Genomic DNA, 22663 nt, shown 5'->3' with positions numbered 1-22663 from the left:
CCGCCCGCGGCGGCTACCCTGGTAGGTCGGCCCGTCCCCCTGCACAGGAGTGAAATGGCAGTCAACCTCGTCAATGTCGAGGCAGTCAGCAAGGTGTACGGCACCCGTGCCCTGCTCGACGGTGTCTCCCTCGGCGTCTCGGAGGGGGACCGGATCGGTGTCGTCGGGCGCAACGGGGACGGCAAGACCACCCTCATCCGGATGATCGCCAAGCTGGAGGAGGCCGACTCCGGGCGGGTCACACACAGCGGCGGGCTGCGCACCGGTGTGCTCACGCAGCACGACTCGCTCGACCCGGCCGCCACCGTCCGGCACGAGGTCATCGGCGACCTCGCCGACCACGAGTGGGCCGGTAGCGCCAAGATCCGGGACGTGCTGACCGGGCTGTTCGGCGGGCTGGACCTGCCGGGCTTCCCCCAGGGCCTCGACACCGTGATCGGTCCGCTGTCCGGTGGTGAGCGGCGCCGTATCGCGCTCGCGAAGCTGCTGATCGCCGAGCAGGACCTGATCGTCCTCGACGAGCCGACGAACCACCTCGACGTCGAGGGCATCGCCTGGCTGGCCCGCCACCTCCAGGCGCGGCGCTCCGCGCTCGTCTGCGTCACCCACGACCGCTGGTTCCTCGACCAGGTCTGTACGCGGATGTGGGACGTCCAGCGCGGCGCGGTCCACGAGTACGAGGGCGGCTACTCCGACTACGTCTTCGCCCGTGCCGAGCGTGAGCGCATCGCCGCCACCGAGGAGGCCAAGCGGCAGAACCTGATGCGCAAGGAGCTGGCCTGGCTGCGGCGCGGCGCCCCCGCCCGTACCTCCAAGCCGCGCTACCGCATCGAGGCCGCCAACGAGCTGATCGCCGACGTACCGCCGCCGCGTGACACCAGCGAGCTGATGAAGTTCGCCAACGCCCGGCTCGGCAGGACCGTCTTCGACCTGGAGGACGTGACCGTCACCGCCGGGCCGAAGGTGCTGCTGAAGCACCTCACCTGGCAGCTCGGCCCCGGCGACCGCATCGGCCTGGTCGGCGTCAACGGCGCGGGCAAGACCTCGTTGCTGCGGGCCCTCGCCGACGCGGCCACCTCGCAGGGCGAGCAGCAGCCGGCGGGCGGGCGGATCGTCGTCGGCAAGACGGTCCGCCTGGCCTACCTGTCGCAGGACGTCGCCGAACTCCCGGCGACGCTGCGGGTGCTGGAGGCCGTCCAGCAGGTGCGCGACCGGGTCGACCTCGGCAAGGGCCGGGAGATGACGGCGGGGCAGCTGTGCGAGCAGTTCGGCTTCACCAAGGAGAAGCAGTGGACGCCCGTCGGTGACCTGTCCGGCGGTGAGCGGCGCCGGCTGCAGCTCCTGCGGCTGCTGATGGACGAGCCGAACGTCCTCTTCCTGGACGAGCCGACCAACGACCTGGACATCGAGACCCTCACGCAACTGGAGGACCTCCTCGACGGCTGGCCCGGTTCGATGGTCGTCATCTCCCACGACCGGTTCTTCATCGAGCGGACGACGGACAAGACGTACGCGCTCCTCGGTGACGCCACTCTGCGGATGCTGCCGCGCGGGATCGACGAGTACCTGGAGCGGCGCCAGAGGATGATCGAGACGGCCGCCCCCGTACCGGCCGTGGCGTCCGTGCCCGCCAAGGAGAAGTCGGCCGGCGACGCCCGGGCCGCGAAGAAGGAGCTGCAGAAGATCGAGCGCCAGCTCGACAAGGTCTCCGAGAAGGAGGCCAAACTGCACACCCAAATCGCCGATAACGCCACGGACTTCGAGAAGGTGGCGAAGCTGGACGCCGAGCTCCGGGAACTGGCCGCGCAGCGCGAGGACTTGGAGATGCGCTGGCTGGAACTCGCCGAAGACGCCTGACCCTCAGGGGGAGGTGGCGAAGGCGTGGAGAGCCGGTAACGAGGGCATCACGGGCCGGTCCTCCCTTGGGAACAGGGGCGGACCGGCCCCTTTTGTGTCGGAGCCGAGTGATAGAAAGAAGCCCCGCTCGACTCATGTGACACCGCGGGATCCATGTCCGATTCGCTCCTTTCCGGTGGTACCTGCGCGCCGGAATCGCGGGGGAGGCCGGTCGGACAGCGGACCGCACGAAGGGGGAAGCGCTGATGACTCAGCCGCCCAGCCAGCAACCGCCGCAGGGGGGCTTCGGGTCTCCGCAGGACCCGCACCAGCAGCCTCCCCAGGCACCGCAGCCACCGGCCGGCCAACCACCGGCCGCCGCGCCCGGTTTCGGCGCCCCGCAGGACCCGTCCGCGCAGCCGGCCCCGCCGCCGGTACCGCCGCAGGCACCGCCGGCCCAGCCGCCCGCGCCCGCCTACGGGGCCCCGCAGCCGCCCGCCGGTCAGCCTCCGGTGCCCCCGCAGGCGCCGCCGGCCCAGCCGCCGGCCCCGCCCGGTTACGGCTACCCCCAGACCCCTCCCGGCCAGCCCGGCTACGGCTACCCGCAGCAGCCCGGCCAGCAGCCCGGCCCGTACGGCCAGCAGCCCGGGCCCTACGGCCAGCCGGGTCCCTACGGCGGCCACCCCACCCAGCCGCAGTACCCCGGTGCGCCCACCCCGCCCCCCACCGGCACGGGCGGACCCTTCAAGGGCAAGCCCGCCGCCATCATCGGCGCGGCCGTCGCCGCCCTGCTCGTCATAGGTGGCGGCACCTGGTTCGCCCTCAGCGGGGACGACACCGACACCAAGAAGTCCGACGGCAAGGGCTCCAGCGCCGCGCCCGACCCGACCGGCTCGTCCTCCGTCGACCAGGGCGACGGCAGCGGCGGTGACCGCGAGGCCAATGACGACCTGAACGCCGGGCGCAAGCCGGGCGAGGCCAAGGTCGAGTGGCTGGCGACCAATGACGTCGACCTGCCGCGCAACGGCGCGGACGTGTACGGGCCGTGGGTCGTCGGCGACACCATCGTCAAGGCCATGTACAAGAGCGTCGTGGGCTACTCGGTGACCGACGGCAAGAAGAAGTGGGAGGTGCCGCTCCCCACCGAGGTGTGCGCGGCACCGGTCGCGCCCGCCGCCGACGGGACGATCGCCATCGGCGTCAACGACAAGGCCGGTGAGAAGGCCGACTGCGTCGTCCTCCAGCAGATCGACCTGAAGACCGGCAAGGCGGGGTGGAAGAAGCCCGTCCCGCAGGGGACCGGCTTCAACGCGCTGTCCGACATGACCCTCGCCATCAGCGGCTCCACCGTGACGGCCGCCGGTACCAACAACTCCCACGGCTTCTCCCTCGCCGACGGCAAGCAGCTCTTCGGCACGCCGGACGCCGACTGCAAGCCGTTCGCCTTCGCGGGCGGGCCCAAGCTGATCGCCGCGGCCCAGTGCCGCACGGGTGACTACAACAAGACGCAGCACGAGGTCAGCGAGGTCGACCCGGCGACCGGCAAGCCGAAGTGGACGTACAAGCTGCCGGCCAACTGGGAAGTCACCAAGGTCTTCTCGGTCAGCCCCCTCGTCATCTCCACCGAGGAGCCCGACAGCAAGAAGTGGAGCATCGTCGCGCTGACGGACACGGGCAAGCTCCGCTCGACGCTGGACGGCGGCAAGGACAAGTTCAACCCCAGGTGCGGCGGCAGCTTCGTCGTCTTCGGTGAGAACCTCCAGGGCTGCATCGGTGTCGCCGCCGACGCGAGCACCTTCTACATGTCGACGGAGCCGACCCAGCTCACCAACGGCACCAACGACGTCGTGGCGTTCAGCCTCGACACCGGCAAGCCCAAGTGGCGTGCCGCCGCGGGCCCGCAGCGGACGATGACCCCGCTGCGCATGGAGGGCAGTGACGTCCTGCTCTACATGGAGGGCTCCTGGGACCGCGGTGGCGCCGTCGCGACCCTCTCTCCCGCGGGCGGCACCCCGAAGGTGCTGCTCCAGCACCCGGCCTCGACGGCCGAGATGGAGAGCGACTTCTACTCGCCGAAGTACGCCTACGCCGACGGACGTTTCTTCATCGCCAGCGGCCGCGTCAGCGCCCGTAACGACACCGAGGAGAAGCAGACGAAGACGATGATGGCCTTCGGCAAGTGACGGCGGGGGCCGCTCGATGAATCAGCCGAACCCGCCGTCGTCCGGCCCGGCCGGGCCGTACGCCTCGCTCAATCCGCACGGGGGCGGCCACCAGCCGTCCCCGCCCCCGCCTCCGGCACGCCGCCGCAACGCCCGGGCGCTGCTCGCCGCCGTCGCGGCCCTGGCCGTCCTCGGCGGCGGCGGGGCCTGGTACGCCACGTCCGGCGACGGCGGCGGCGACGAGCGGCCCGCCGCGGCCGGCTCCGCCCCGGCACCCGCCGCGACGCCGTCCGGCCCCGCCTCCGCCGCCCGGTCCGGTCTGGACCCGGCGGCGGCGGACCGGGTCAACGCCGGCCGCAAGCCGGACGAGGCGAAGCTGCTCTACCTGCGCAGGAACGTGGTGGACGTCCCCAGCTCGGGTGTCGACATCCACGGCCCCTGGCAGGTGGGCGACACCGTCGTCACCGCCATGTACCGCACGGTCACGGCCTATTCGGCCGCCGACGGCCGGGAGAAGTGGAGCCTGCCCCTCGACGGTGACCTCTGTTCCGCGTCGACCCGGATGACGGCGGACCAGCGCATCGCCGTGGTGACCAAGGACGGCCCCGGCAAGAAGGGGGACTGCCGCAGGCTGCGGACGATCGACCTCAAGACCGGCCGGGCGGGCTGGGAACAGAGGATCGCCAAGGAGAACGGGTCGGACGTCGGCGAGACGCACTCCATCGCCTTCACCGGCGACACGGTGGCCGTCGGCCGCCTGGGCGCCTCCAGCGCGTACCGCCTGAGCGACGGCAAGAAGCTGTTCGGCTCGCCGCCGGTCACGGGGTGCGTGCCCTACGCCTTCGCCGGCGGACCGAAGCTCATCGCGGCGGCCTCCTGCGTCAGGAACGACGGAGTCGCCGAGGAGGAGGTCCAGGAGCTCGACCCGGTCACCGGCAAGGCACGGTGGAGATATCCCGTCCCGCGCGGTTCCCGGGTGCAGTCCGTCTACTCGGTCAAGCCGTTGGTCGTGGCCGTGGGCGACGACATGGGCGGGACGACCGGCGTGTTCGCCCTCACGGACGGCGGTGCCTGGCGTTCCACGCTCAGCGGTGCCACCGGGTTCGACGCGCGCTGTGGAGAGCCTGGCAAGAGCGACCTGCTCAGCTGTCGGACCGTCGTGGACGCCGACACGCTGTACGTGCCCACGGCACCCGCGCCGGACGGGAGCGAGGGCAACGAGATCGTGGCCGTCGACCTCGCGACCGGCAGGACCGTGCGCCGTATCGCCCCGCCCTTGAAGGGGTCCGTCTTCCCCCTGGGCCTGTCCGGGCGTGACCTGCTGGTCAGCGCTCACACCCTGGACGGGGAGCGGGACGCGGTCGCGACCGTCGCCCCCGGGGCCACGGAGCCGCGCGTCCTGATGTGGGCCCCGGTGCACCGCGCCCAGAAGGAAGGGCGCCTGTTCGGCCCGAAGCCCCTCTACTCCGACGGCCGTTACATCGTCGTCAACGGCACGGTCAACGGCTGGAGCGACGACCAGGAGCGCGAAATGGCGATCATGATGGCCTTCGGCACGTGACGGCAGGATCTGTCCGATGACGCAGCAATCTTCACCGCCGTACGACCGCTCCGGGCCGTACGCCTCGCTCAATCCGCACGGGGGCGGCCACCAGCCGCCCCCGCCCCCGGCACGCCGTCGCAACGTCCGGGCGCTGCTCGCCGCCGTCGCGGCCCTGGCCGTCCTCGGCGGCGGCGGGATCTGGTACGCCGCCACGTCCGGCGACGGCGACCGGGACGACAAGCCGTCCGCCGCCCCGACGAAGCCCGCGGCGAAGCCCCCGGCGCAGCCCGCGGCGAACGACCCGTCCCGCCTCGACCCCACCGAGGCCGATCGGATCAACAAGGGACGCAAGGCCGGTGACGCCAAGGCGCTGTGGGTGCGCAAGAACGGCGTGGACCTGGCCGGCACGGGGATGGACGTACTCGGTCCGTGGACCGTGGAGGACACCATCGTCACGGCCGGCCGCCGGACGGTGTCGGCCTACTCGACCACCGACGGCCGGCACCTGTGGAGCCTGCCGCTGGGCCGCGATCTGTGCCGTGCGACGCCCCAGGCGTCGGCCGACGGCAAGATCGTCGTGCTCACCCGGGTCGGCACGGGCGAGAAGAGCGAGTGCCGCTCACTGCGGATGATCGACCTGCGCACCGGCAAGCAGGGCTGGGAGCAGAAGGTCACCCAGAACGGCATCTATGACGCCTGGACCGACTACTCCATGGCGATCAGCGGTGACACGGTCACCGCGGGCCGGGTCAGCTTCTCCACCGCCTACCGGCTCAGTGACGGCAAGAAGCTCTTCGCCCAGGCCCCGGGCCCGTGCACGGCGCAGGCGTTCGCCGGCGGCCCCAAGCTGATCGCTTCCGTCATGTGCGAGGACGGCACGGCCGACGTGCCGCACGAACAGGTCCAGGAAGTCGACCCGGTCACCGGCAAGGCCCGGTGGACGTACGACATCAAGCGCGGCTACCACATCGACCACATCTACTCGGTCCAGCCGCTGGTGGTCTCCCTCTACGACCGGGCGAAGAACAAGCGGGCCGTACTCGCCCTCACCGACAAGGGCACCAAGCGGTCCGCGCTCGTCGGCCCGGACCAGTACGCCCCGGCGTGCGGCCGGAACGTCGTCGACACCAACAACCTCCAGACCTGCCGGACGGTCGTCCACGGCACCACCTTCTACATGGCGACCGTACCGGCCGGCGCGCAGGCCGGGGCGACCAACCAGATCGTCGGCTTCGACCTGGACACCGGCAAGGTCGTCCGCCGGATCGCGGCACCGCCCGAGCGCAGTGTCGTGCCGCTGGGCATGTCGGGATCCGACCTGCTGGCCGAGATCGAACCGTCCCTCGGCACGTCCCGTGCCGGTGGGCTCGCCTCCGCGGCGCCGGGCGCGACGGTCTTCCGGCCGCTGCTGCGACTGCCCGAGACCAGCGCCGAACTCCACCACCGGCTGGACCAGCCGCGCGGGGTGTACGTGGACGGCCGTTACCTCATCCTGCCCAGCAGCATCGTCGGAGGCGACGACGCCCGGGAGAAGGAGAGTGCCATCCTCATGGCCTTCGGCCCGTGACCGCGCCCCCCCCGCCCAACGCATCGACCCCTTTCCCTTCCAGAGGTACGCACACCATGACGCAGCCACCACCACCGCCGAACCAGCCGCCTAACCAGCCGCCGAACCAGCCCCCGCAGGGAGGCTTCGGCGCGCCGCAGGACCCCGCCCCCGGGGGCTTCGGCGCTCCGACCCCGCCGCAGGGTCCCGCGTACGGATACCCGCAGGCACCCCAGACGCCTCCGCCCGCCCAGCCGCCCGGCTACGGGTACCCGCAGGCACCGGGACAGGTTCCCGGCCAGCCGCCCACGCAGCCGCCCGGCGGCTACGGCTACCAGCAGCCGGGGTACGGCTACCCCACCGCTCCGATGCAGCAGCCGACGGCGCCTCAGGGCGGGTCCGGCGGCAAGAAGCTGTCCACCCAGATGCAGATCATCATCGCCGCGGCCGTCGCCGTGGCCCTGATCGTCGTCGGTGGCGTCTGGTACGCGAGCTCGGGCGAGGACGACCCCGTGAACGACGCCAAGGGGTCCTCCGGCGCCACCGGAGGCGGCGGCGGTGACGGCGGCGGCGGGGCCCCGGACGGTGGCGGCAAGGAGAAGGCGCCCGCCAACACCAAGGCCAAGGTGGCGTTCCAGCTGCCGCTGCCCAAGGTCAACGACATCACCGGTGTGAACGGCTCCTGGGTCACCGACAAGGCCTATGTGAAGACCGGCATCGAGTCCGTCGTCGGCTACGACATCGCCAAGGGCACCCCCCTGTGGACGACACCGCTCCCCGGCCAGGTCTGCGCGGCCTCCCGGCACGTCAAGGACAACAAGACCGCCATCGTCTTCGAGGCCGCCAAGCGCGTGCCGCCGAAGAACTTCCAGCCCTGCACCGAGGTCGGCGTCCTCGACCTGGTCACCGGCAAGCTGCTGTGGCGCAAGTCGGTCACGAGCCCCGACTCCGGTGACGAGAAGGCCTCGTTCGACGAGGTGACCATCGGCGCGGCCACCGTCGCGGCCGGCGGCCTGGACGGCGGCGCCGCCTGGGACCTGACCACCGGCAAGGAGCTGTGGAAGCCCCAGGTCGACGCCGAGGACTGCGAGGACCGCGGCTACGGTGGCGGTGAGGCCCTCGTGGCGGCCCGGCTCTGCGGTTCCATCGACGCCCCGACCCTGCTCATCCAGAACCTGGACCCGAAGACCGGCGCGCCCCTGTCGTCGTTCAAGATGCCGCCCGGCGTCGAGGACGCGGGCATCGTCTCCACCAAGCCGCTGGTGGTCGCCGCCGACGTCGGTGACACCGCCGGTGACGGCTCCGGCATCTCGGACTTCTTCTCCATCGACGAGAAGACCGGCAAGCTCAAGGTGAAGATCGCGGCGAACGCCGAGCGGTACTCGGCCGAGTGCGACTCGACCGGCGTGGAGGTCTGCCACCGGGTGGTCGTCGGCAACAACAAGCTCTACCTGCCCACCGAGGACCACGAGGGCGGCGGCGAGTACGGCGACACCAACGAGATCGTCTCCTTCGACCTCACCACCGGCAAGCCCACCGCCGACAAGGCCGACGCGGGCGACCGGTACTCGATGTTCCCGCTGCGGATGGACGGCGGCAACATCATCGCGTACAAGAAGCCGCCCTACGACAAGGGCGGTCAGGTCGTGAGCATCGACGGCGCGACGTTCAAGCAGACCGTTCTGCTGGAGAACCCGTCCGACGAGTCCGTGCGGGACGCGGAGTCGTCCTTCGTCCTGGACTCCGCCGAGATCCGGTACACCGATGGCCGGCTGTTCATCGCGGACAACATGTTCGACGCGCCGAGCGGCTCGTCGGACCGCAAGGAGTACCTGGCGATCGCGTTCTCCACGCACTGACCCGCGCCGTACGCACCACGCGCGGCCCCGGGACCACGGCCCGGCACCACGGACTTCGTTCGTGGTGCCGGGCCGTCCACATGGTGAGGCTCATGTAGCCCTGTTTGGCGAAGAATTCGACATTCTGGGGGGCTTCTGACCGGTAGGGGGCGCGCGACGTCGAACAAGCGTGTAGCTTGCCGGGTCAACAGTGCTGGGGGCGGCGGGGGGTCGGCTCCAGGGGGATGGGGGGAAGCTCGAATGGGCGTGCGGCTCATGGTGGTCGACGAGCACCGGCTGCTCGCCGAGGCGCTCGCCTCGGCGCTCAAACTGCGCGGGCACCGGGTGCTCGCGGCCGCCGCCCCCACGGCGGGCGCGGCCGAGCTGGTGGTGAGCAGGGCGCCCGAGGTCTGCCTGCTGGGGACGGCGGCACCGGCCGAGCCGGGGGTCTTCGACCCGATCACCACGATCAAGCGGGAGCGCCCGCAGATTGCCGTGGTGGTCCTCGGGCCGGTGCCCTCCCCGCGCGGGATCGCGGCGGCGTTCGCGGCCGGCGCTTCCGGTTACGTACGCCATGACGAGCGCATCGAGGGCGTGGAGCGCGCCATGCTGAAGGCCAGGGCGGGCGAGGCGGCGGTGGCGCCGCAGCTCCTGCAGGGCGCCTTCACCGAGCTGCTCAACCCGGCCGCGCAGCCGGACGACGAGGGGCAGCGGCTGCTGAGGCTCCTCACACCGCGCGAGGTGGAGGTGCTGGTGCGGGTCGCGGAGGGCGAGGACACGCGCCTGATCGCGGCCGGGATGAGGATCGCGCCCAGCACCGCGCGTACGCATGTGCAGCGGGTGCTGATGAAGCTGGGTGTCGGGTCGCGGCTGGAGGCCGCCGCGCTGGCCGCCCGTACGGGGCTGCTGGACCGGGCGGCGTCGTCGGGCGCGGCGGCGGGACTGCCGAAGGGCCCGGACATCCTCTGACGGCCATGGTCCGGCTCGCGGGGGAGTGCGCGCGACGGGGTCGGACCTGACGGCTTCTGTTGGTTTTCCTTTGTTCACCCGCTGCATGGCTCACTCCTTGGTCGGCGCGCGTTGACGGACGTTGTTGAGGCATGATTGATTATGTTGAGGCATGGTGAATTCAGTGGATGCCTCAAGGAGTCCGCGGGTGAAGAAGACGGTGAAGAAGACGTCGACTCGCCTGGCCGATGGCCGTGAGCTGGTCTATTACGACTCCAGGGACGACCTCGTACGCGACGCCGTCGACCGCCGGCCCCTCGACCCGATCCACACCACCGCGGAGATCCGCCACGACCCGCTGCTGGGCGATCGTGTCGCCATCGCCTCGCACCGCCAGGGCCGCACCTACCACCCGCCGGCCGACGAGTGCCCCCTGTGCCCCTCCCGCGACGGCCGCCACAGCGAGATCCCGGACAGCGACTACGACGTTGTGGTCTTCGAGAACCGCTTTCCCTCCCTCGCCGGCGACTCCGGCCGCTGCGAGGTCGTCTGCTTCACCTCCGACCACGACGCCTCGTTCGCCGGCCTCACCGAGGAACGGGCCGCTCTCGTCCTCGAGGCCTGGGCCGACCGCACCGCCGAACTCGCCGGACTCCCGGGCGTGAAGCAGGTGTTCTGCTTCGAGAACCGGGGCGCCGAGATCGGCGTCACCCTCGGCCACCCGCACGGCCAGATCTACGCGTACCCCTTTACCACCCCGCGCACGGCCCTGATGCAGCGTTCGGCCGCCGCCCACCGCGCCGCCACCGGCCGCAACCTCTTCGACGACCTCGTCGAGCGCGAGCGCGCCGACGCCGAACGGGTGATCCTGGAAACCCCCGAGTGGATCGCCTTCGTGCCGTACGCCGCGCACTGGCCCTACGAGGTGCACCTCTACCCCAGGCGCCGTGTGCCCGACCTCAGGGCGCTGGACGAGGCCGCGCGCTCCGGGTTTCCCCCGGTCTACCTGGAGCTCTTGAGGCGATTCGACCGGATTTTCGGGGACGGTGAACCGCCGACGCCGTACGTCTCGGCCTGGCACCAGGCGCCGTTCGACGACCGTGGGCGGGACGACTTCGCCCTGCATCTCGAGCTTTTCACCATCCGCCGTACTTCCGGCAAGCTGAAGTTCCTCGCGGGCTCCGAGTCCGGCATGAGTGTGTTCGTCAACGACGTGCCGCCGGAAGCCGCGGCCCGCCGACTGCGAGAGGTGGCGACCGAGTGAGCAACACGTACCTGGTGACGGGCGGGGCCGGCTACGTCGGCAGTGTGGTCGCCGCGCACCTGCTGGAGGCCGGCCACGAGGTCACGGTCCTCGACGACCTGTCGACCGGCTTCCGCGAGGGCGTCCCGGCGGGCGCGCACTTCATCGAGGGCCGTGTCCAGGACGCCGCCCGGTACCTGGACGCCTCCTACGACGGTGTCCTGCACTTCGCCGCGTTCTCCCAGGTCGGAGAGTCCGTCACCGACCCCGAGAAGTACTGGCTGAACAACGTCGGCGGCACCATGGCGCTGCTGGCCGCGATGCGGGACGCGGGCGTGCGCCGCCTCGTCTTCTCCTCCACCGCCGCGACGTACGGCGAGCCGGTCTCCACCCCCCTCACCGAGACCGACCCCACCGCCCCCACCAGCCCCTACGGCGCCTCCAAGCTCGCCGTCGACCACATGCTCACCGGTGAGGCCGCCGCCCACGGCCTGGCCGCCGCCTCGCTGCGGTACTTCAACGTCGCCGGTGCGTACGGGAAGTACGGCGAGCGCCACGACCCCGAGTCCCACCTCATCCCGCTCGTCCTCCGGGTCGCGCTCGGCAGGCGCGCGTCGATCTCCGTGTACGGCGACGACTACCCGACGCCCGACGGCACCTGCGTCCGCGACTACATCCACGTCGCCGACCTCGCCGAGGCGCACCTGCTCGCCATGGACGCGGTCACCCCGGGCGAGCACCTCGTCTGCAACCTGGGAAACGGCAGCGGCTTCTCGGTCCGCGAGGTCATCGAGACCGTCCGCGAGGTCACCGGCCACCCGGTGCCGGAGGTCGTCACCGCCCGCCGCGGCGGCGACCCGGCGGTGCTGGTCGCCTCGGCCGCCACCGCCCGCGACCGGCTCGGCTGGAAGCCGTCCCGGCCGGACCTGGCGGACATCGTGGCGGACGCGTGGGAGTTCGCCAGGACACGGGAGACGGCCGGGGCATGAGCGTCGCGGAGGACTTCCGGAGGCTCTACGGGACCGCACCCGAAGGGGTGTGGGAGGCACCCGGCCGCGTCAACCTGATCGGTGAGTACACCGACGTCAACGACGGGTTCGTGATGCCGCTGGCGCTCCCGCGCACCGCCGTGGCCGCCGTGTCGCGGCGGACCGACGGCCGGCTGCGGGTGCACTCGGCCGACACCGGCGAGGGCGTGATCCAGCTCCGCGTCGACGCCCTGGAGCCGCTCGCCGGCACCGGCTGGGCCGCCTACCCGGCCGGTGTGGTGTGGGCGCTGCGGGAGGCGGGGCACCGCGTCACGGGTGCCGACGTCCACCTCGCGTCCACCGTTCCGACGGGCGCCGGGCTGTCGTCGTCGGCCGCCCTGGAGGTCGTCACCGCGCTCGCGCTGAACGATCTGTACGGGCTCGGGCTGACCGCCCGCGAGGTGGCCCTCGTCGGGCAGCGCGCCGAGAACGCCTTCGTGGGTGTCCCGTGCGGAGTGATGGACCAGATGGCGTCGGCGTGCTGCGTCGAGGGGCACGCCCTGCACCTCGACACCCGTGACCTCACGGCCCGCCAGGTCCCGTTCGACCTCGCCGCGCGGGGGCTGAAACTGCTGGTCGTGGACACCCGGGTGAAACACTCGCTCGGCGACGGCGCGTACGCCGAGCGGCGCGCCGGGTGCGAGGCCGGTGCGCGGGCGCTCGGTGTGCGCACGCTGCGCGAGATCGACTACGTGCAACTGTCCGACGCCATGGGGCGGTTGCGTGACGAAACGATCCGTTCGTACGTCCGCCACGTCGTGTCCGAGAACCACCGCGTCGAGCGGACGGTCGCCCTCCTGGACGCGGGCGACGTGCGGGCGGTCGGCCCGGTCCTCAGCGAGGGGCACGTCTCCCTGCGCGACGATCTCCGGGTCTCCTGCCCGGAGCTGGACCTGGTGGTCTCGGTGGCGACCACGGCCGGGGCGCTCGGCGCCCGGATGACGGGCGGCGGCTTCGGCGGCTCGGCGATCGTGCTGGTCGAGGCGGCGGACGAGGACGCGGTGACCAAGGCGGTCACGGAGGCGTTCACGGCGGCCGGACACACCGCGCCGCGGGTGTTCCCGGCGGTGCCCTCGGCGGGGGCGCGCCGCGCCGGCTGAGCGGACGGGCTCCTTCGACTGCCCCCGGGTGGGCCTGAGTTTGCGGAAGTCGCCTCCCGCGGGGCCGCGCCGCCGTACTCTGATGCACAGCACCGGTGGGGGCCGGTGCTGATCAGGGGGCGAGACAGCCGGGTACGACGCCCGGGGCGGGGGTAACAGTCACTGCACGGCGGCGGCCGTGCGACCACTGGGTACCTCGGGCTCCGGGCGCCGTACCCGCAGCTGCTCCGTTTCCTCGACGCATGGGGGTGTCAGTGGTCCGTATCCGGGTTCTGGTGGTGGACGACCACCGCATCTTCGCCGAGTCGCTCGCCGCAGCTCTGGCGGCCGAGCCCGACGTGGACGTCGCGGCGGCCGGCAGTGGTCCCGCCGCGCTGCGGTGCCTGGACCGGGCGGCGGCCGAGGGCCGCAGGTTCGATGTGCTGCTCGTCGACGCCGACCTGGGCGCCGCCGCCGCGCCGACGGTCGCCCGCGCCGTGCCGGACAACGGCGAGGGGGTCGTGGACGGCATCTCGCTGGTCGCCGGGGTCCGTGAGGGCCGTCCCGATGTGCGTACGGTCGTGCTGGCCGAGAAGGACGACCCGGGCCGGGCCGCGCTCGCCCTGCAGGCCGGCGCGTCCGGCTGGGTCGCCAAGGACTGCTCGCTGCAGCGGCTGCTGACGGTGATACGGGGCGTGCTGCGCGACGAGACGCACCTGCCGCCCGCGCTCCTCACCGGGGTGCTGCGGGAGCTGACGGCCGCGCGCAAGCACCGCACCGAGAGCGAGCGGCTGGTGGAGTCGCTGACGCCGCGCGAGCGTGAGGTGCTGCGCTGCATGGTGGCGGGTCTGGGCCGCAAGGCCGTCGCGGAGCGCCTGTTCCTGTCCCCGCACACGGTGCGTACGCATATGCAGAACGTGCTGGGGAAGCTGGGCGTGCACTCCACGCTGGCGGCCGTCGCGCTGGCCCGCCGGGCGGGCGTGGGACCCGCCGAACTGGGACCCGCCTTAGCCGGGGATGTTGTCGAACGGGGCGGTCAGCTGGCGTAGCAGCGCGGCCAGTTCGGCCCGCTGGGCGCGGGACAGTTCCGCGAGGATGGCCCGCTCCTGCGCGAGGAGTCCGGCGAGCGCCTGGTCGGCGCGGTCGCGGCCCTCGGGGGTGAGGCGGACCAGGACGCCCCGGCGGTCGCTGGGGTCGGGCAGCCGCTCGACGAGGCCCTTCTTGGCGAGCCGGTCGATGCGGTTGGTCATGGTGCCGGAGGTGACCAGCGTCTGGGTGAGCAGCTGGCCGGGGGAGAGCTGGTACGGGGCTCCGGCGCGGCGCAGCGACGTCAGGACGTCGAACTCCCAGGGCTCCAGGTTGTGCTCCGAGAAGGCGAGCCTGCGGGCACGGTCGAGGTGGCGGGCCAGCCTGGAGACGCGGCTGAGCACCTCGAGCGGTTCCACGTCGAGGTCGGGGCGCTCGCGGCGCCATGCAGCGACCAGTCGGTCGACCTCGTCCTCCATGACGATCAGTGTAGGGGATCTGTCGATGTGAAGTCTCTTGACGTCAAGAAATATTCGGCTGGACCATTGGGCATGACGGGGCCGGGACTCTGTTCCGCTTCGGCACTTCGTTCCAGCAAGGGGGCTCGAACATGTATTCCGCACCGATCTGGGATCCACAGCAGTACCTGCGCCACTCCTCCCACCGCACACGACCGTTCCTCGACCTGCTCGCCCGGATACCCGAACTGCCCGCCGTCACCGAGGGCCGCTCACCCCGCATCGCCGACCTCGGCTGCGGGCCCGGCAACGTCACCGCGCTGCTCGCCGACCGCTGGCCCGGAGCGTGCATCACCGGCTTCGACCTTTCGCCCGAGATGCTGGAACAGGCGAAGAAGCACTACGCCGGCACCACCGACGGCGGCGGCTGGCTCGACTTCCGCCCCGCCGACGCCGCGCACTGGACGCCCGACGAACCGTACGACCTGATCATTTCCAACGCGGCGCTCCAGTGGGTGCCCAACCACCCCGAGTCCTTTCCCGTCTGGACCGAAGGCCTCGTCCCCGGCGGCACCCTCGCCTTCCAGGTGCCCGCCAACTTCACCTCGCCCAGCCACGCCCTCCTGGGCGAACTGTGCGAGACCCCGCAGTGGCGTGCCCGCCTCACCGGCCACGGCCGCCGCTTCGTCCACATCCTCGACGCCGCCGACTACCTCACGCGCCTGGCCGACCTGGGGCTGGCCGTGGACGTCTGGGAGACGGTCTACTCCCAGCTCCTGGAGGGCGAGGACCCCGTCCTCGACTGGGTGAAGGGCACCGCCCTGCGGCCCGTCCTCACCGCTCTGGACGGCGACGGCGAGGCGGTCACCGAATTCCTGGCCCAGTACCGCGACCTGCTGCGCAAGGCCTACCCGCCCGGCCCGCACGGAACGGTCTTCCCGTTCCGCCGGGTCTTCGCGGTGGCCACCAGGAGCGTCGCCGCCGCGGGCCAGGAGTCCAGGGGGTGACGCCCCACTTAACGGTGACCCCTGCCATACGCCCGCGTCGGGGCGCGGCACGCATACGCGCCACGCCCCGACGCGGTCAGCTCTTGCGGTGGCCTATCAGCCGGGGTTTCTGCTCCAGCCCGTCCAGCCCGTGCCAGGCCAGGTTCACCAGATGGGCCGCCACCTCCGCCTTCTTCGGCTTGCGGGCGTCCAGCCACCACTGGCCGGTCAGGGCCACCATCCCCACCAGCGCCTGCGCGTAGAGCGGCGCCAGCTTCGGATCGAAGCCCCGGGCCTTGAACTCCAGGCCCAGGATGTCCTCCACCTGTGTGGCGATGTCCGAGATCAGCGACGCGAACGTACCCGTCGACTGCGCGACCGGCGAGTCCCGCACCAGGATGCGGAAGCCGTCCGTGTACGTCTCGATGTAGTCGAGCAGCGCGAACGCCGCCTGCTCCAGCAGCTCACGCGGATGCCCCGCCGTCAGGGCCCCGGTCACCATGTCCAGCAGCTGGCGCATCTCGCGGTCCACGACGACCGCGTACAGGCCCTCCTTGCCGCCGAAGTGCTCGTACACCACCGGCTTGGAGACCCCGGCCTTCGCGGCGATCTCCTCCACCGAGGTGCCCTCGAAGCCCCGCTCGGCGAAGAGCGTGCGGCCGATGTCGAGCAGCTGCTGCCGACGCTCGGCGCCCGTCATCCGGACCCGGCGCCCCCGCCTGGGTTTGTCAGTACTGCCGCTGCTACTGCCGTCGATCGCCACACCGTCCATCATGCCGCGTTCGCGGCGCTGTCCTGGCGTCGGGCTTCGATCCGCTCGGCGGTTGGCCAGCGCACGTCGTACGCCCAGCCCAGCTTCTCGAACCAGCGGATCAGCCGGGCGCTGGAGTCGATCTGGCCCCGCATCACGCCGTGACGTGCGCACGTCGGGTCGGCGTGGTGCAGGTTGTGCCACGACTCACCGCACGACAGCACGGCCAGCCACCACACGTTCCCGCTCCGGTCCCGCGACTTGAACGGCCGCTTGCCCACCGCGTGACAGATCGAGTTGATCGACCACGTGACGTGGTGCAGCAACGCCACCCGTACCAGAGAACCCCAGAAGAACGCCGTGAACGCGCCCCACCACGACATCGTCACCAGACCGCCCACCAGCGGCGGGATCGCCAGCGACAGGACCGTCCAGCCGATGAACTGCCGCGAGATCCGGCGGATCGCCGGGTCCTTGATCAGATCCGGCGCGTACTTGGCCTGCGGCGTGCGCTCCTCGTCGAACATCCAGCCGATGTGCGCCCACCACAGGCCCTTCATCAGCGCCGGGACGGTCTCACCGAACCGCCACGGCGAGTGCGGGTCGCCCTCCGCGTCCGAGAACTTGTGGTGCTTGCGGTGGTCCGCCACCCAGCGCACCAGCGGTCCCTCCACCGCCAGTGACCCCATGACCGCCAGCGCGATCCTCAGCGGCCGCTTCGCCTTGAACGAGCCGTGCGTGAAGTAGCGGTGGAAGCCGATCGTGATGCCGTGGCAGCCGATGTAGTACATCGCCACCAGCAGCCCCAGATCCAGCCAGCTCACCCCCCAGCCCCACGCCAGCGGCACCGCCGCGAGCAGGGCCAGGAAGGGCACCGTGATGAACAGCAGCAGCGTGATCTGCTCGATCGAACGCTTGCTGTCCCCGCCGAGCGTGGCGAGGGGCAGGTCCGGAGAAGGGGAAGCGGACGGGTCCGAGGTCTCGAGCACGTCGGAGCTTGTGGTCATGGGGTCCCCTGGGGGTGAGGGATACAACGGAAGCTGTGGCTACGGTTCCGTAACCTACGGCGACGTAAGTATGGCAGCGGTTCGGCGCGCGGCAAGAGGGCTGGGGGCAGCGCCGCCGGAAGCGACACCTATCCTGGGTGTCGTCGGACAGCGCGGTCCGCAGCCTCCAGTACCCCTCCAGACGTGCTCAAACACTGCAAGGAGCCGCACCTGTGAGCAGTGCCGACCAGACCCCCTCCGCCAGCGCCGAGCTGCGCGCCGACATCCGCCGACTGGGCGACCTGCTGGGCGAGACCCTCGTACGGCAGGAAGGACCCGAGCTCCTCGACCTCGTCGAGAAGGTCCGCCGCCTCACGCGCGAGAACGGCGAGGCCGCCGCCGAGCTGCTGGGCGACACCGACCTGGAGACCGCCGCCAAGCTGGTGCGCGCCTTCTCCACCTACTTCCACCTCGCCAACGTCACCGAGCAGGTGCACCGTGGCAAGGAACTGCGCGAGAGGCGCGCCGCCGAGGGCGGCCTCCTCGCCCGCACCGCCGACATGCTCAAGGACGGCGACCCCGAGCACGTACGCGAGACGGTCAAGCACCTCAACGTGCGCCCCGTCTTCACCGCGCACCCCACCGAGGCCGCGCGGCGCTCCGTCCTCAACAAGCTCCGCCGCGTCGCCGAGCTGCTGGAAACCCCGGTCATCGCCTCCGACCGGCGCCGCCACGACCTGCGCCTGGCCGAGTCGATCGACCTCATCTGGCAGACGGACGAGCTCCGCGTCGTACGCCCGGAGCCGACCGACGAGGCCCGCAACGCCATCTACTACCTGGACGAGCTGCACGCGGGCGCCGTCGGCGACGTCCTGGAGGACCTCGCCGCCGAGCTGGAGCGCGTCGGCGTCGAGCTGCCGCCCGGCACCCGCCCGCTCACCTTCGGCACCTGGATCGGCGGCGACCGGGACGGCAACCCCAACGTCACCCCCGCCGTGACCTGGGACGTCCTGATCCTCCAGCACGAGCACGGCATCACCGACGCCATCGAGCTGATCGACCACCTGCGCAGCCAGCTCTCGAACTCGATCCGGTACGCCGGCGCCACCCAGGAGCTGCTGGACTCCCTCCACAAGGACCTGGAGAGCCTCCCCGAGATCAGCCCCCGCTACAAGCGCCTCAACGCGGAGGAGCCCTACCGGCTCAAGGCCACCTGCATCCGCCAGAAGCTGATCAACACCCGCGAGCGCCTCGCCAAGGGCACCCCGCACCAGGAAGGCCGTGACTACCTCGGCACCGCCGAGCTGATCAGCGACCTCACCCTGATCCAGACGTCCCTGCGCGAGCACCGCGGCGGCCTGTTCGCCGACGGCCGTATGGATCGCACCATCCGCACGCTGGCCGCCTTCGGCCTCCAGCTCGCCACCATGGACGTCCGCGAGCACGCCGACGCGCACCACCACGCCCTCGGTCAGCTCTTCGACCGCCTCGGCGAGGAATCCTGGCGGTACGCGGACATGCCGCGCGACTACCGGCAGAAGCTGCTCGCCAAGGAGCTCCGCTCCCGCCGCCCGCTCGCCCCCACACCCGCCCCGCTCGACGCGGCCGGAACCAAGACCCTCGGTGTCTTCCACACGGTCAAGGAAGCCTTCGAGCGCTTCGGCCCCGAGGTCATCGAGTCCTACATCATCTCGATGTGCCAGGGCGCCGACGACGTCTTCGCTGCCGCCGTCCTCGCCCGCGAGGCCGGGCTCATCGACCTGCACGCCGGCTGGGCCAAGATCGGCATCGTGCCGCTGCTGGAGACCACCGAGGAGCTCAAGGCCGCCGACGTCATCCTCGACGACATGCTCGCCGACCCGTCCTACCGGCGCCTCGTCTCGCTGCGCGGCGACGTCCAGGAGGTCATGCTCGGCTACTCGGACTCCTCCAAGTTCGGCGGCATCACCACCAGCCAGTGGGAAATCCACCGCGCCCAGCGCCGGCTGCGTGACGTCGCCCACCGCTACGGCGTCCGTCTGAGGCTGTTCCACGGCCGCGGCGGCACCGTCGGCCGTGGCGGCGGCCCCTCGCACGACGCGATCCTCGCCCAGCCCTGGGGCACCCTGGAGGGCGAGATCAAGGTCACCGAGCAGGGCGAGGTCATCTCCGACAAGTACCTCATCCCGTCGCTGGCCCGGGAGAACCTGGAGCTGACGGTCGCCGCCACCCTCCAGGCGTCCGCCCTGCACACCGCGCCCCGCCAGTCCGACGAGGCACTCGCCCGCTGGGACGCGGCCATGGACACCGTCTCCGACGCCGCCCACACGGCCTACCGGAGGCTCGTCGAGGACCCCGACCTGCCGACGTACTTCCTGGCCTCCACCCCCGTCGACCAGCTCGCCGACCTGCACCTGGGCTCGCGGCCCTCCCGCCGCCCCGGCTCGGGCGTCTCGCTCGACGGACTGCGCGCCATCCCGTGGGTCTTCGGCTGGACCCAGTCGCGGCAGATCGTCCCCGGCTGGTTCGGCGTCGGCTCCGGGCTCAAGGCCCTGCGCGAGGCCGGCCTCGACGCCGTGCTCGACGAGATGTACGAGCAGTGGCACTTCTTCCGCAACTTCCTGTCCAACGTCGAGATGACCCTCGCCAAGACGGACCTGCGGATCGCCCGCCACTACGTCGAGACCCTTGTGCCCGAGAACCTGCGGCACGTGTTCGACGACATCGAGGCGGAGCACGCGCTGACGGTCAGCGAGGTGCTGCGCGTCACGGGCGGCAAGGAACTGCTCGACTCCAACCCGGTGCTCCAGCAGACCTTCGCCATCCGCGACGCCTACCTGGACCCGATCTCCTACCTCCAGGTCGCGCTGCTCGCCCGCCAGCGGGCCGCCGCCGAGCGCGGCGAGGACCCCGACCCGCTGCTCGCGCGGGCGCTGCTGCTGACGGTGAACGGCGTGGCGGCCGGTCTGCGCAACACCGGCTGACGCCCGCGGAACGCGTGCGGAACGACATGAGGGGCGCCCGGTGAGGACCGGGCGCCCCTCATCGTGTCGTCGCCGTGGTCAGGGCTGCTTCCTGACCCTGCCGAGGCGGGCCACCAGATAGGCGCCGCCCGCGAGGAGCACGGCCGCGACGGTGGCCAGGAGGCCGACCGGGGCGGAGCTGCCGGTCTCGGCGAGGTCGTCCGCCGAGCCGGAGCCGTTCGCGGCGGGAGCGTTCCCGGGGCTTCGGGGGGCGTCTCCCGGGCTGTCGCCGGGGGCGTTCCCGACCGGTGACGCCTCGGTGGAGGGCCGTTCGCCCGGCTCCGAGTCACCGGGCTCCGTGCCGCCCGGCTCGGTGTCGCCCGGTTCCGAGCCGCCGGGCTGCGAGCCGCCCGGTTCCGCGTCGCACGCCGACCAGAACACCTTGTGCTTGGCGCGCCCGTGCTCGCCGTCGAAGGTCCAGAACAGCTTGTAGTGACCGTCCGGCAGGGACAGGTCCTCGCTCCGTCCATGACCCGAGCCGTCGAGCGTCAGGGAACCGGACTCGGCGGTCTCGCCCTTCGTGCCGGCGGTCGGCGCCCAGGACTCGATACGCCACTCCACCTGCTGCCCGGCGTCGAAACCGAAGGCGTCGAGGTAGAAGGTGCAGACGTGCGGTTCGTTCTTACGGAGCTCCTCACCGGTCGCGGCATCGTGGATCTTGACGGTGCCGTTGTCGCCGGGAGGGGTGGCCGAGGCGGTGTGGGGGAACAGCAGGGAACAGGCCGCGGCCGTCACCAGCAGGACGCTGGGCGTGAGCATGCGCATGGGCAGTCCAACGTGAGAAGAGGGGGCCGTGGGGGGCGGCTGAAGCCTCTTGTGACTGCCGAACCCCGTCAAGACACCGGGCACCACCTCCCGGGCCATCCGCATAACGATTGAGTGAATGAGTCATTCCGCTACTGCGGCGAGCCCGCCCACCGGCTCACAACGCGAAGAACGTCCCCACCAACAACGCACCGCCCACCGACGCCGACACCCACGCCAGCCGCGGCAACCGCATCCCCCCGCCGATCACCAGCGCCGCCAGCAGCAACGCCCCGCCCAACGGCAACCACGCGTGCAACCCACCCGGCCATCCGGCGCGCACCAGCTCCGTCGTGTCCGGCTTCACCACCACCGGATAACGGCCGCCCTTCTCCACCGCCACCGAGTGGCCGATCGTCATGTCCGTACGCGTTCCCGCCGGTCCCTCCGGGTCGTACCGCCCCGTACAGACGTCCGCCGAACACCCGGTGACCGTCAATATGCCGTGCTCACGACCCTTCGACAGCAGCACATGCTGCGCCGTGCCCCAGGACGCCCACACACCCGCCACCACCAGCAACAGCGCGACCAGCGCCATGGCGGCACCACGGGCATACGGGAGGGCTGAAGTCCGCTTCTTGCTCATGGGGCGCGATCCTCTGGCACATGACCGCGCCCGGTCAATCCCGGTCGGGACCGGTCAGGCGTTGTACGCCGACTGCGCCCGCTCCAGACCCTCCGTCACCAGGCACTCCACCGCGTCCGCCGCCCGGTCCACGAAGTAGTCCAGCTCCTTGCGCTCCGCCGACGAGAAGTCCTTCAGCACGAAATCGGCGACCTGCATCCGGCCCGGCGGACGCCCGATCCCGAAGCGAACCCGGTGGTAGTCCGCACCCATCGCCTTCGTCATCGACTTCAGACCGTTGTGCCCGTTGTCCCCGCCGCCCAGCTTCAGCCGCAGCATCCCGTAGTCGATGTCCAGCTCGTCATGGACCGCCACGATGTGCTCCGTCGGCACCTTGTAGAAGTCCCGCAGCGCCGTCACCGGACCGCCCGACAGATTCATGTACGACATCGGCTTCGCCAGGATCACCCGGCGGCTCCCGGGACCCGCCGGACCGATACGGCCCTCAACGACCTGTGCCTGCGCCTTGCCCGCCCGCTTGAACTTCCCGCCGATCCGCCCCGCGAGGAGATCGGCCACCATGAACCCGACATTGTGCCGGTTCGCGGCATACTCCGACCCCGGGTTTCCCAGGCCCACGATCAGCCAGGGAGCGCCGGCATCCGTCGCCGTCGTCATGTCGTCAGTCTCCTCGCACGCGTACACGGACACAGAACAGGGAAACGGGGTGGGGGGGCGCCGCCCCCCCCCCCCCCCCCCCCCCCCCCCCCCCCCCCCCGGCTCGGCGGGGGCCTCCCTTCCCCCGGGACCCCCCGAGGAAGGGCTCCCTGGATTCGCTGGCGCGGGCTCTAGGGAGAAGGTG

At 71.5% G+C, this 22663-nt stretch carries 18 protein-coding genes; 12 read left to right on the top strand and 6 right to left on the bottom strand.

Annotated elements, in window-relative coordinates; genetic code table 11:
* Nucleotides 1–54: 54 nt before the first annotated feature.
* The 10 genes from ACZ6C1_RS21555 (at nucleotide 55) to ACZ6C1_RS21510 (ending at nucleotide 14272) form a co-directional block, all read left to right on the top strand.
* Nucleotides 55–1857 carry an ABC-F family ATP-binding cassette domain-containing protein gene (locus tag ACZ6C1_RS21555; RefSeq protein ID WP_469242797.1) on the top strand — a complete coding sequence of 601 codons (1803 nt, stop codon included), beginning with the start codon at nucleotides 55–57 and terminating at the stop codon, nucleotides 1855–1857.
* Between the two features lie 245 nt (nucleotides 1858–2102).
* Nucleotides 2103–4019: an outer membrane protein assembly factor BamB family protein gene (locus ACZ6C1_RS21550; protein WP_469242795.1), complete on the top strand. Its 1917-nt coding sequence runs from the start codon at nucleotides 2103–2105 to the stop codon at nucleotides 4017–4019.
* A 16-nt stretch (nucleotides 4020–4035) separates the two neighbouring features.
* Nucleotides 4036–5559 (top strand): outer membrane protein assembly factor BamB family protein, encoded by a 1524-nt coding sequence (locus ACZ6C1_RS21545; protein WP_469242793.1) that lies wholly within the window; start codon nucleotides 4036–4038, stop codon nucleotides 5557–5559.
* Nucleotides 5560–5575: 16 nt separating this feature from the next.
* The gene (locus ACZ6C1_RS21540; protein WP_469242791.1) at nucleotides 5576–7108 is read left to right on the top strand and encodes an outer membrane protein assembly factor BamB family protein; all 1533 of its coding nucleotides are present in this window, start codon (nucleotides 5576–5578) and stop codon (nucleotides 7106–7108) included.
* A gap of 56 nt (nucleotides 7109–7164) precedes the next feature.
* Entirely contained in the window at nucleotides 7165–8946 is a 1782-nt protein-coding gene (locus ACZ6C1_RS21535) for an outer membrane protein assembly factor BamB family protein (RefSeq protein ID WP_469242789.1), read from the top strand.
* A 240-nt stretch (nucleotides 8947–9186) separates the two neighbouring features.
* Complete coding sequence (locus ACZ6C1_RS21530; RefSeq protein ID WP_469242787.1) at nucleotides 9187–9894, top strand: response regulator transcription factor; 708 nt, start codon at nucleotides 9187–9189, stop codon at nucleotides 9892–9894.
* Nucleotides 9895–10093: 199 nt separating this feature from the next.
* Nucleotides 10094–11137 (top strand): galactose-1-phosphate uridylyltransferase, encoded by a 1044-nt coding sequence (gene galT, locus ACZ6C1_RS21525; protein ID WP_469242989.1) that lies wholly within the window; start codon nucleotides 10094–10096, stop codon nucleotides 11135–11137.
* Nucleotides 11134–12105, top strand: a complete 972-nt coding sequence (galE, locus tag ACZ6C1_RS21520; RefSeq protein WP_469242785.1) for a UDP-glucose 4-epimerase GalE — start codon at nucleotides 11134–11136, stop codon at nucleotides 12103–12105. Before galT ends, galE begins: the two co-directional genes overlap by 4 nt.
* Complete coding sequence (galK, locus tag ACZ6C1_RS21515) at nucleotides 12102–13244, top strand: galactokinase (RefSeq protein ID WP_469242784.1); 1143 nt, start codon at nucleotides 12102–12104, stop codon at nucleotides 13242–13244. Before galE ends, galK begins: the two co-directional genes overlap by 4 nt.
* Nucleotides 13245–13486: 242 nt before the next feature.
* Complete coding sequence (locus ACZ6C1_RS21510) at nucleotides 13487–14272, top strand: LuxR C-terminal-related transcriptional regulator (protein ID WP_469242782.1); 786 nt, start codon at nucleotides 13487–13489, stop codon at nucleotides 14270–14272.
* Here ACZ6C1_RS21510 and tamR read toward each other — a convergent pair.
* A complete protein-coding gene (gene tamR, locus ACZ6C1_RS21505) occupies nucleotides 14231–14728 on the bottom strand; it encodes a MarR family transcriptional regulator TamR (RefSeq protein WP_073757514.1) in 498 nt (165 codons plus the stop codon). The genes ACZ6C1_RS21510 and tamR overlap by 42 nt on opposite strands.
* A gap of 131 nt (nucleotides 14729–14859) precedes the next feature.
* On the opposite strand from tamR, the gene ACZ6C1_RS21500 reads away from it, so the two are divergent.
* Nucleotides 14860–15714, top strand: a complete 855-nt coding sequence (locus ACZ6C1_RS21500; RefSeq protein WP_469242780.1) for a trans-aconitate 2-methyltransferase — start codon at nucleotides 14860–14862, stop codon at nucleotides 15712–15714.
* A gap of 76 nt (nucleotides 15715–15790) precedes the next feature.
* On the opposite strand, the gene ACZ6C1_RS21495 is transcribed toward ACZ6C1_RS21500, so the two are convergent.
* On the bottom strand, nucleotides 15791–16468 hold the full coding sequence (locus tag ACZ6C1_RS21495; RefSeq protein ID WP_469242778.1) for a TetR family transcriptional regulator: 678 nt from the start codon (nucleotides 16466–16468) through the stop codon (nucleotides 15791–15793).
* On the bottom strand, nucleotides 16465–17451 hold the full coding sequence (locus ACZ6C1_RS21490; protein ID WP_469242776.1) for an acyl-CoA desaturase: 987 nt from the start codon (nucleotides 17449–17451) through the stop codon (nucleotides 16465–16467). Before ACZ6C1_RS21490 ends, ACZ6C1_RS21495 begins: the two co-directional genes overlap by 4 nt.
* Nucleotides 17452–17663: 212 nt before the next feature.
* On the opposite strand from ACZ6C1_RS21490, the gene ppc reads away from it, so the two are divergent.
* Entirely contained in the window at nucleotides 17664–20393 is a 2730-nt protein-coding gene (ppc, locus tag ACZ6C1_RS21485) for a phosphoenolpyruvate carboxylase (RefSeq protein WP_469242774.1), read from the top strand.
* Between the two features lie 78 nt (nucleotides 20394–20471).
* Here the strand turns inward: ppc and ACZ6C1_RS21480 are convergent, their stop codons facing one another.
* The 3 genes from ACZ6C1_RS21480 to pth form a co-directional block, all read right to left on the bottom strand.
* Entirely contained in the window at nucleotides 20472–21197 is a 726-nt protein-coding gene (locus ACZ6C1_RS21480) for a hypothetical protein (RefSeq protein ID WP_469242772.1), read from the bottom strand.
* A gap of 157 nt (nucleotides 21198–21354) precedes the next feature.
* Nucleotides 21355–21822 carry a hypothetical protein gene (locus ACZ6C1_RS21475; RefSeq protein ID WP_469242770.1) on the bottom strand — a complete coding sequence of 156 codons (468 nt, stop codon included), beginning with the start codon at nucleotides 21820–21822 and terminating at the stop codon, nucleotides 21355–21357.
* Nucleotides 21823–21876: 54 nt separating this feature from the next.
* Nucleotides 21877–22479 (bottom strand): aminoacyl-tRNA hydrolase, encoded by a 603-nt coding sequence (gene pth / locus ACZ6C1_RS21470; protein WP_469242768.1) that lies wholly within the window; start codon nucleotides 22477–22479, stop codon nucleotides 21877–21879.
* Nucleotides 22480–22663 lie beyond the last annotated feature (184 nt).

The sequence above is a fragment of the Streptomyces sp. NPDC041796 genome, from assembly GCF_055590785.1.
This window is presented reverse-complemented; position numbering and strand designations above follow the sequence as displayed.

What these genes read in the sequence shown, in the direction of transcription:
- ACZ6C1_RS21555 (WP_469242797.1), top strand. Translation starts at nt 55, where the DNA reads ATGGCAGTCAACCTCGTCAATGTCGAGGCAGTCAGCAAGGTGTACGGC.
- ACZ6C1_RS21550 (WP_469242795.1), top strand. Translation starts at nt 2,103, where the DNA reads ATGACTCAGCCGCCCAGCCAGCAACCGCCGCAGGGGGGCTTCGGGTCT.
- ACZ6C1_RS21545 (WP_469242793.1), top strand. Translation starts at nt 4,036, where the DNA reads ATGAATCAGCCGAACCCGCCGTCGTCCGGCCCGGCCGGGCCGTACGCC.
- ACZ6C1_RS21540 (WP_469242791.1), top strand. Translation starts at nt 5,576, where the DNA reads ATGACGCAGCAATCTTCACCGCCGTACGACCGCTCCGGGCCGTACGCC.
- ACZ6C1_RS21535 (WP_469242789.1), top strand. Translation starts at nt 7,165, where the DNA reads ATGACGCAGCCACCACCACCGCCGAACCAGCCGCCTAACCAGCCGCCG.
- ACZ6C1_RS21530 (WP_469242787.1), top strand. Translation starts at nt 9,187, where the DNA reads ATGGGCGTGCGGCTCATGGTGGTCGACGAGCACCGGCTGCTCGCCGAG.
- galK (WP_469242784.1), top strand. Translation starts at nt 12,102, where the DNA reads ATGAGCGTCGCGGAGGACTTCCGGAGGCTCTACGGGACCGCACCCGAA.
- ACZ6C1_RS21510 (WP_469242782.1), top strand. Translation starts at nt 13,487, where the DNA reads ATGGGGGTGTCAGTGGTCCGTATCCGGGTTCTGGTGGTGGACGACCAC.
- tamR (WP_073757514.1), bottom strand. Translation starts at nt 14,728, where the DNA reads ATGGAGGACGAGGTCGACCGACTGGTCGCTGCATGGCGCCGCGAGCGC.
- ACZ6C1_RS21500 (WP_469242780.1), top strand. Translation starts at nt 14,860, where the DNA reads ATGTATTCCGCACCGATCTGGGATCCACAGCAGTACCTGCGCCACTCC.
- ACZ6C1_RS21495 (WP_469242778.1), bottom strand. Translation starts at nt 16,468, where the DNA reads ATGATGGACGGTGTGGCGATCGACGGCAGTAGCAGCGGCAGTACTGAC.
- ACZ6C1_RS21490 (WP_469242776.1), bottom strand. Translation starts at nt 17,451, where the DNA reads ATGACCACAAGCTCCGACGTGCTCGAGACCTCGGACCCGTCCGCTTCC.
- ACZ6C1_RS21480 (WP_469242772.1), bottom strand. Translation starts at nt 21,197, where the DNA reads ATGCGCATGCTCACGCCCAGCGTCCTGCTGGTGACGGCCGCGGCCTGT.
- ACZ6C1_RS21475 (WP_469242770.1), bottom strand. Translation starts at nt 21,822, where the DNA reads ATGAGCAAGAAGCGGACTTCAGCCCTCCCGTATGCCCGTGGTGCCGCC.
- pth (WP_469242768.1), bottom strand. Translation starts at nt 22,479, where the DNA reads ATGACGACGGCGACGGATGCCGGCGCTCCCTGGCTGATCGTGGGCCTG.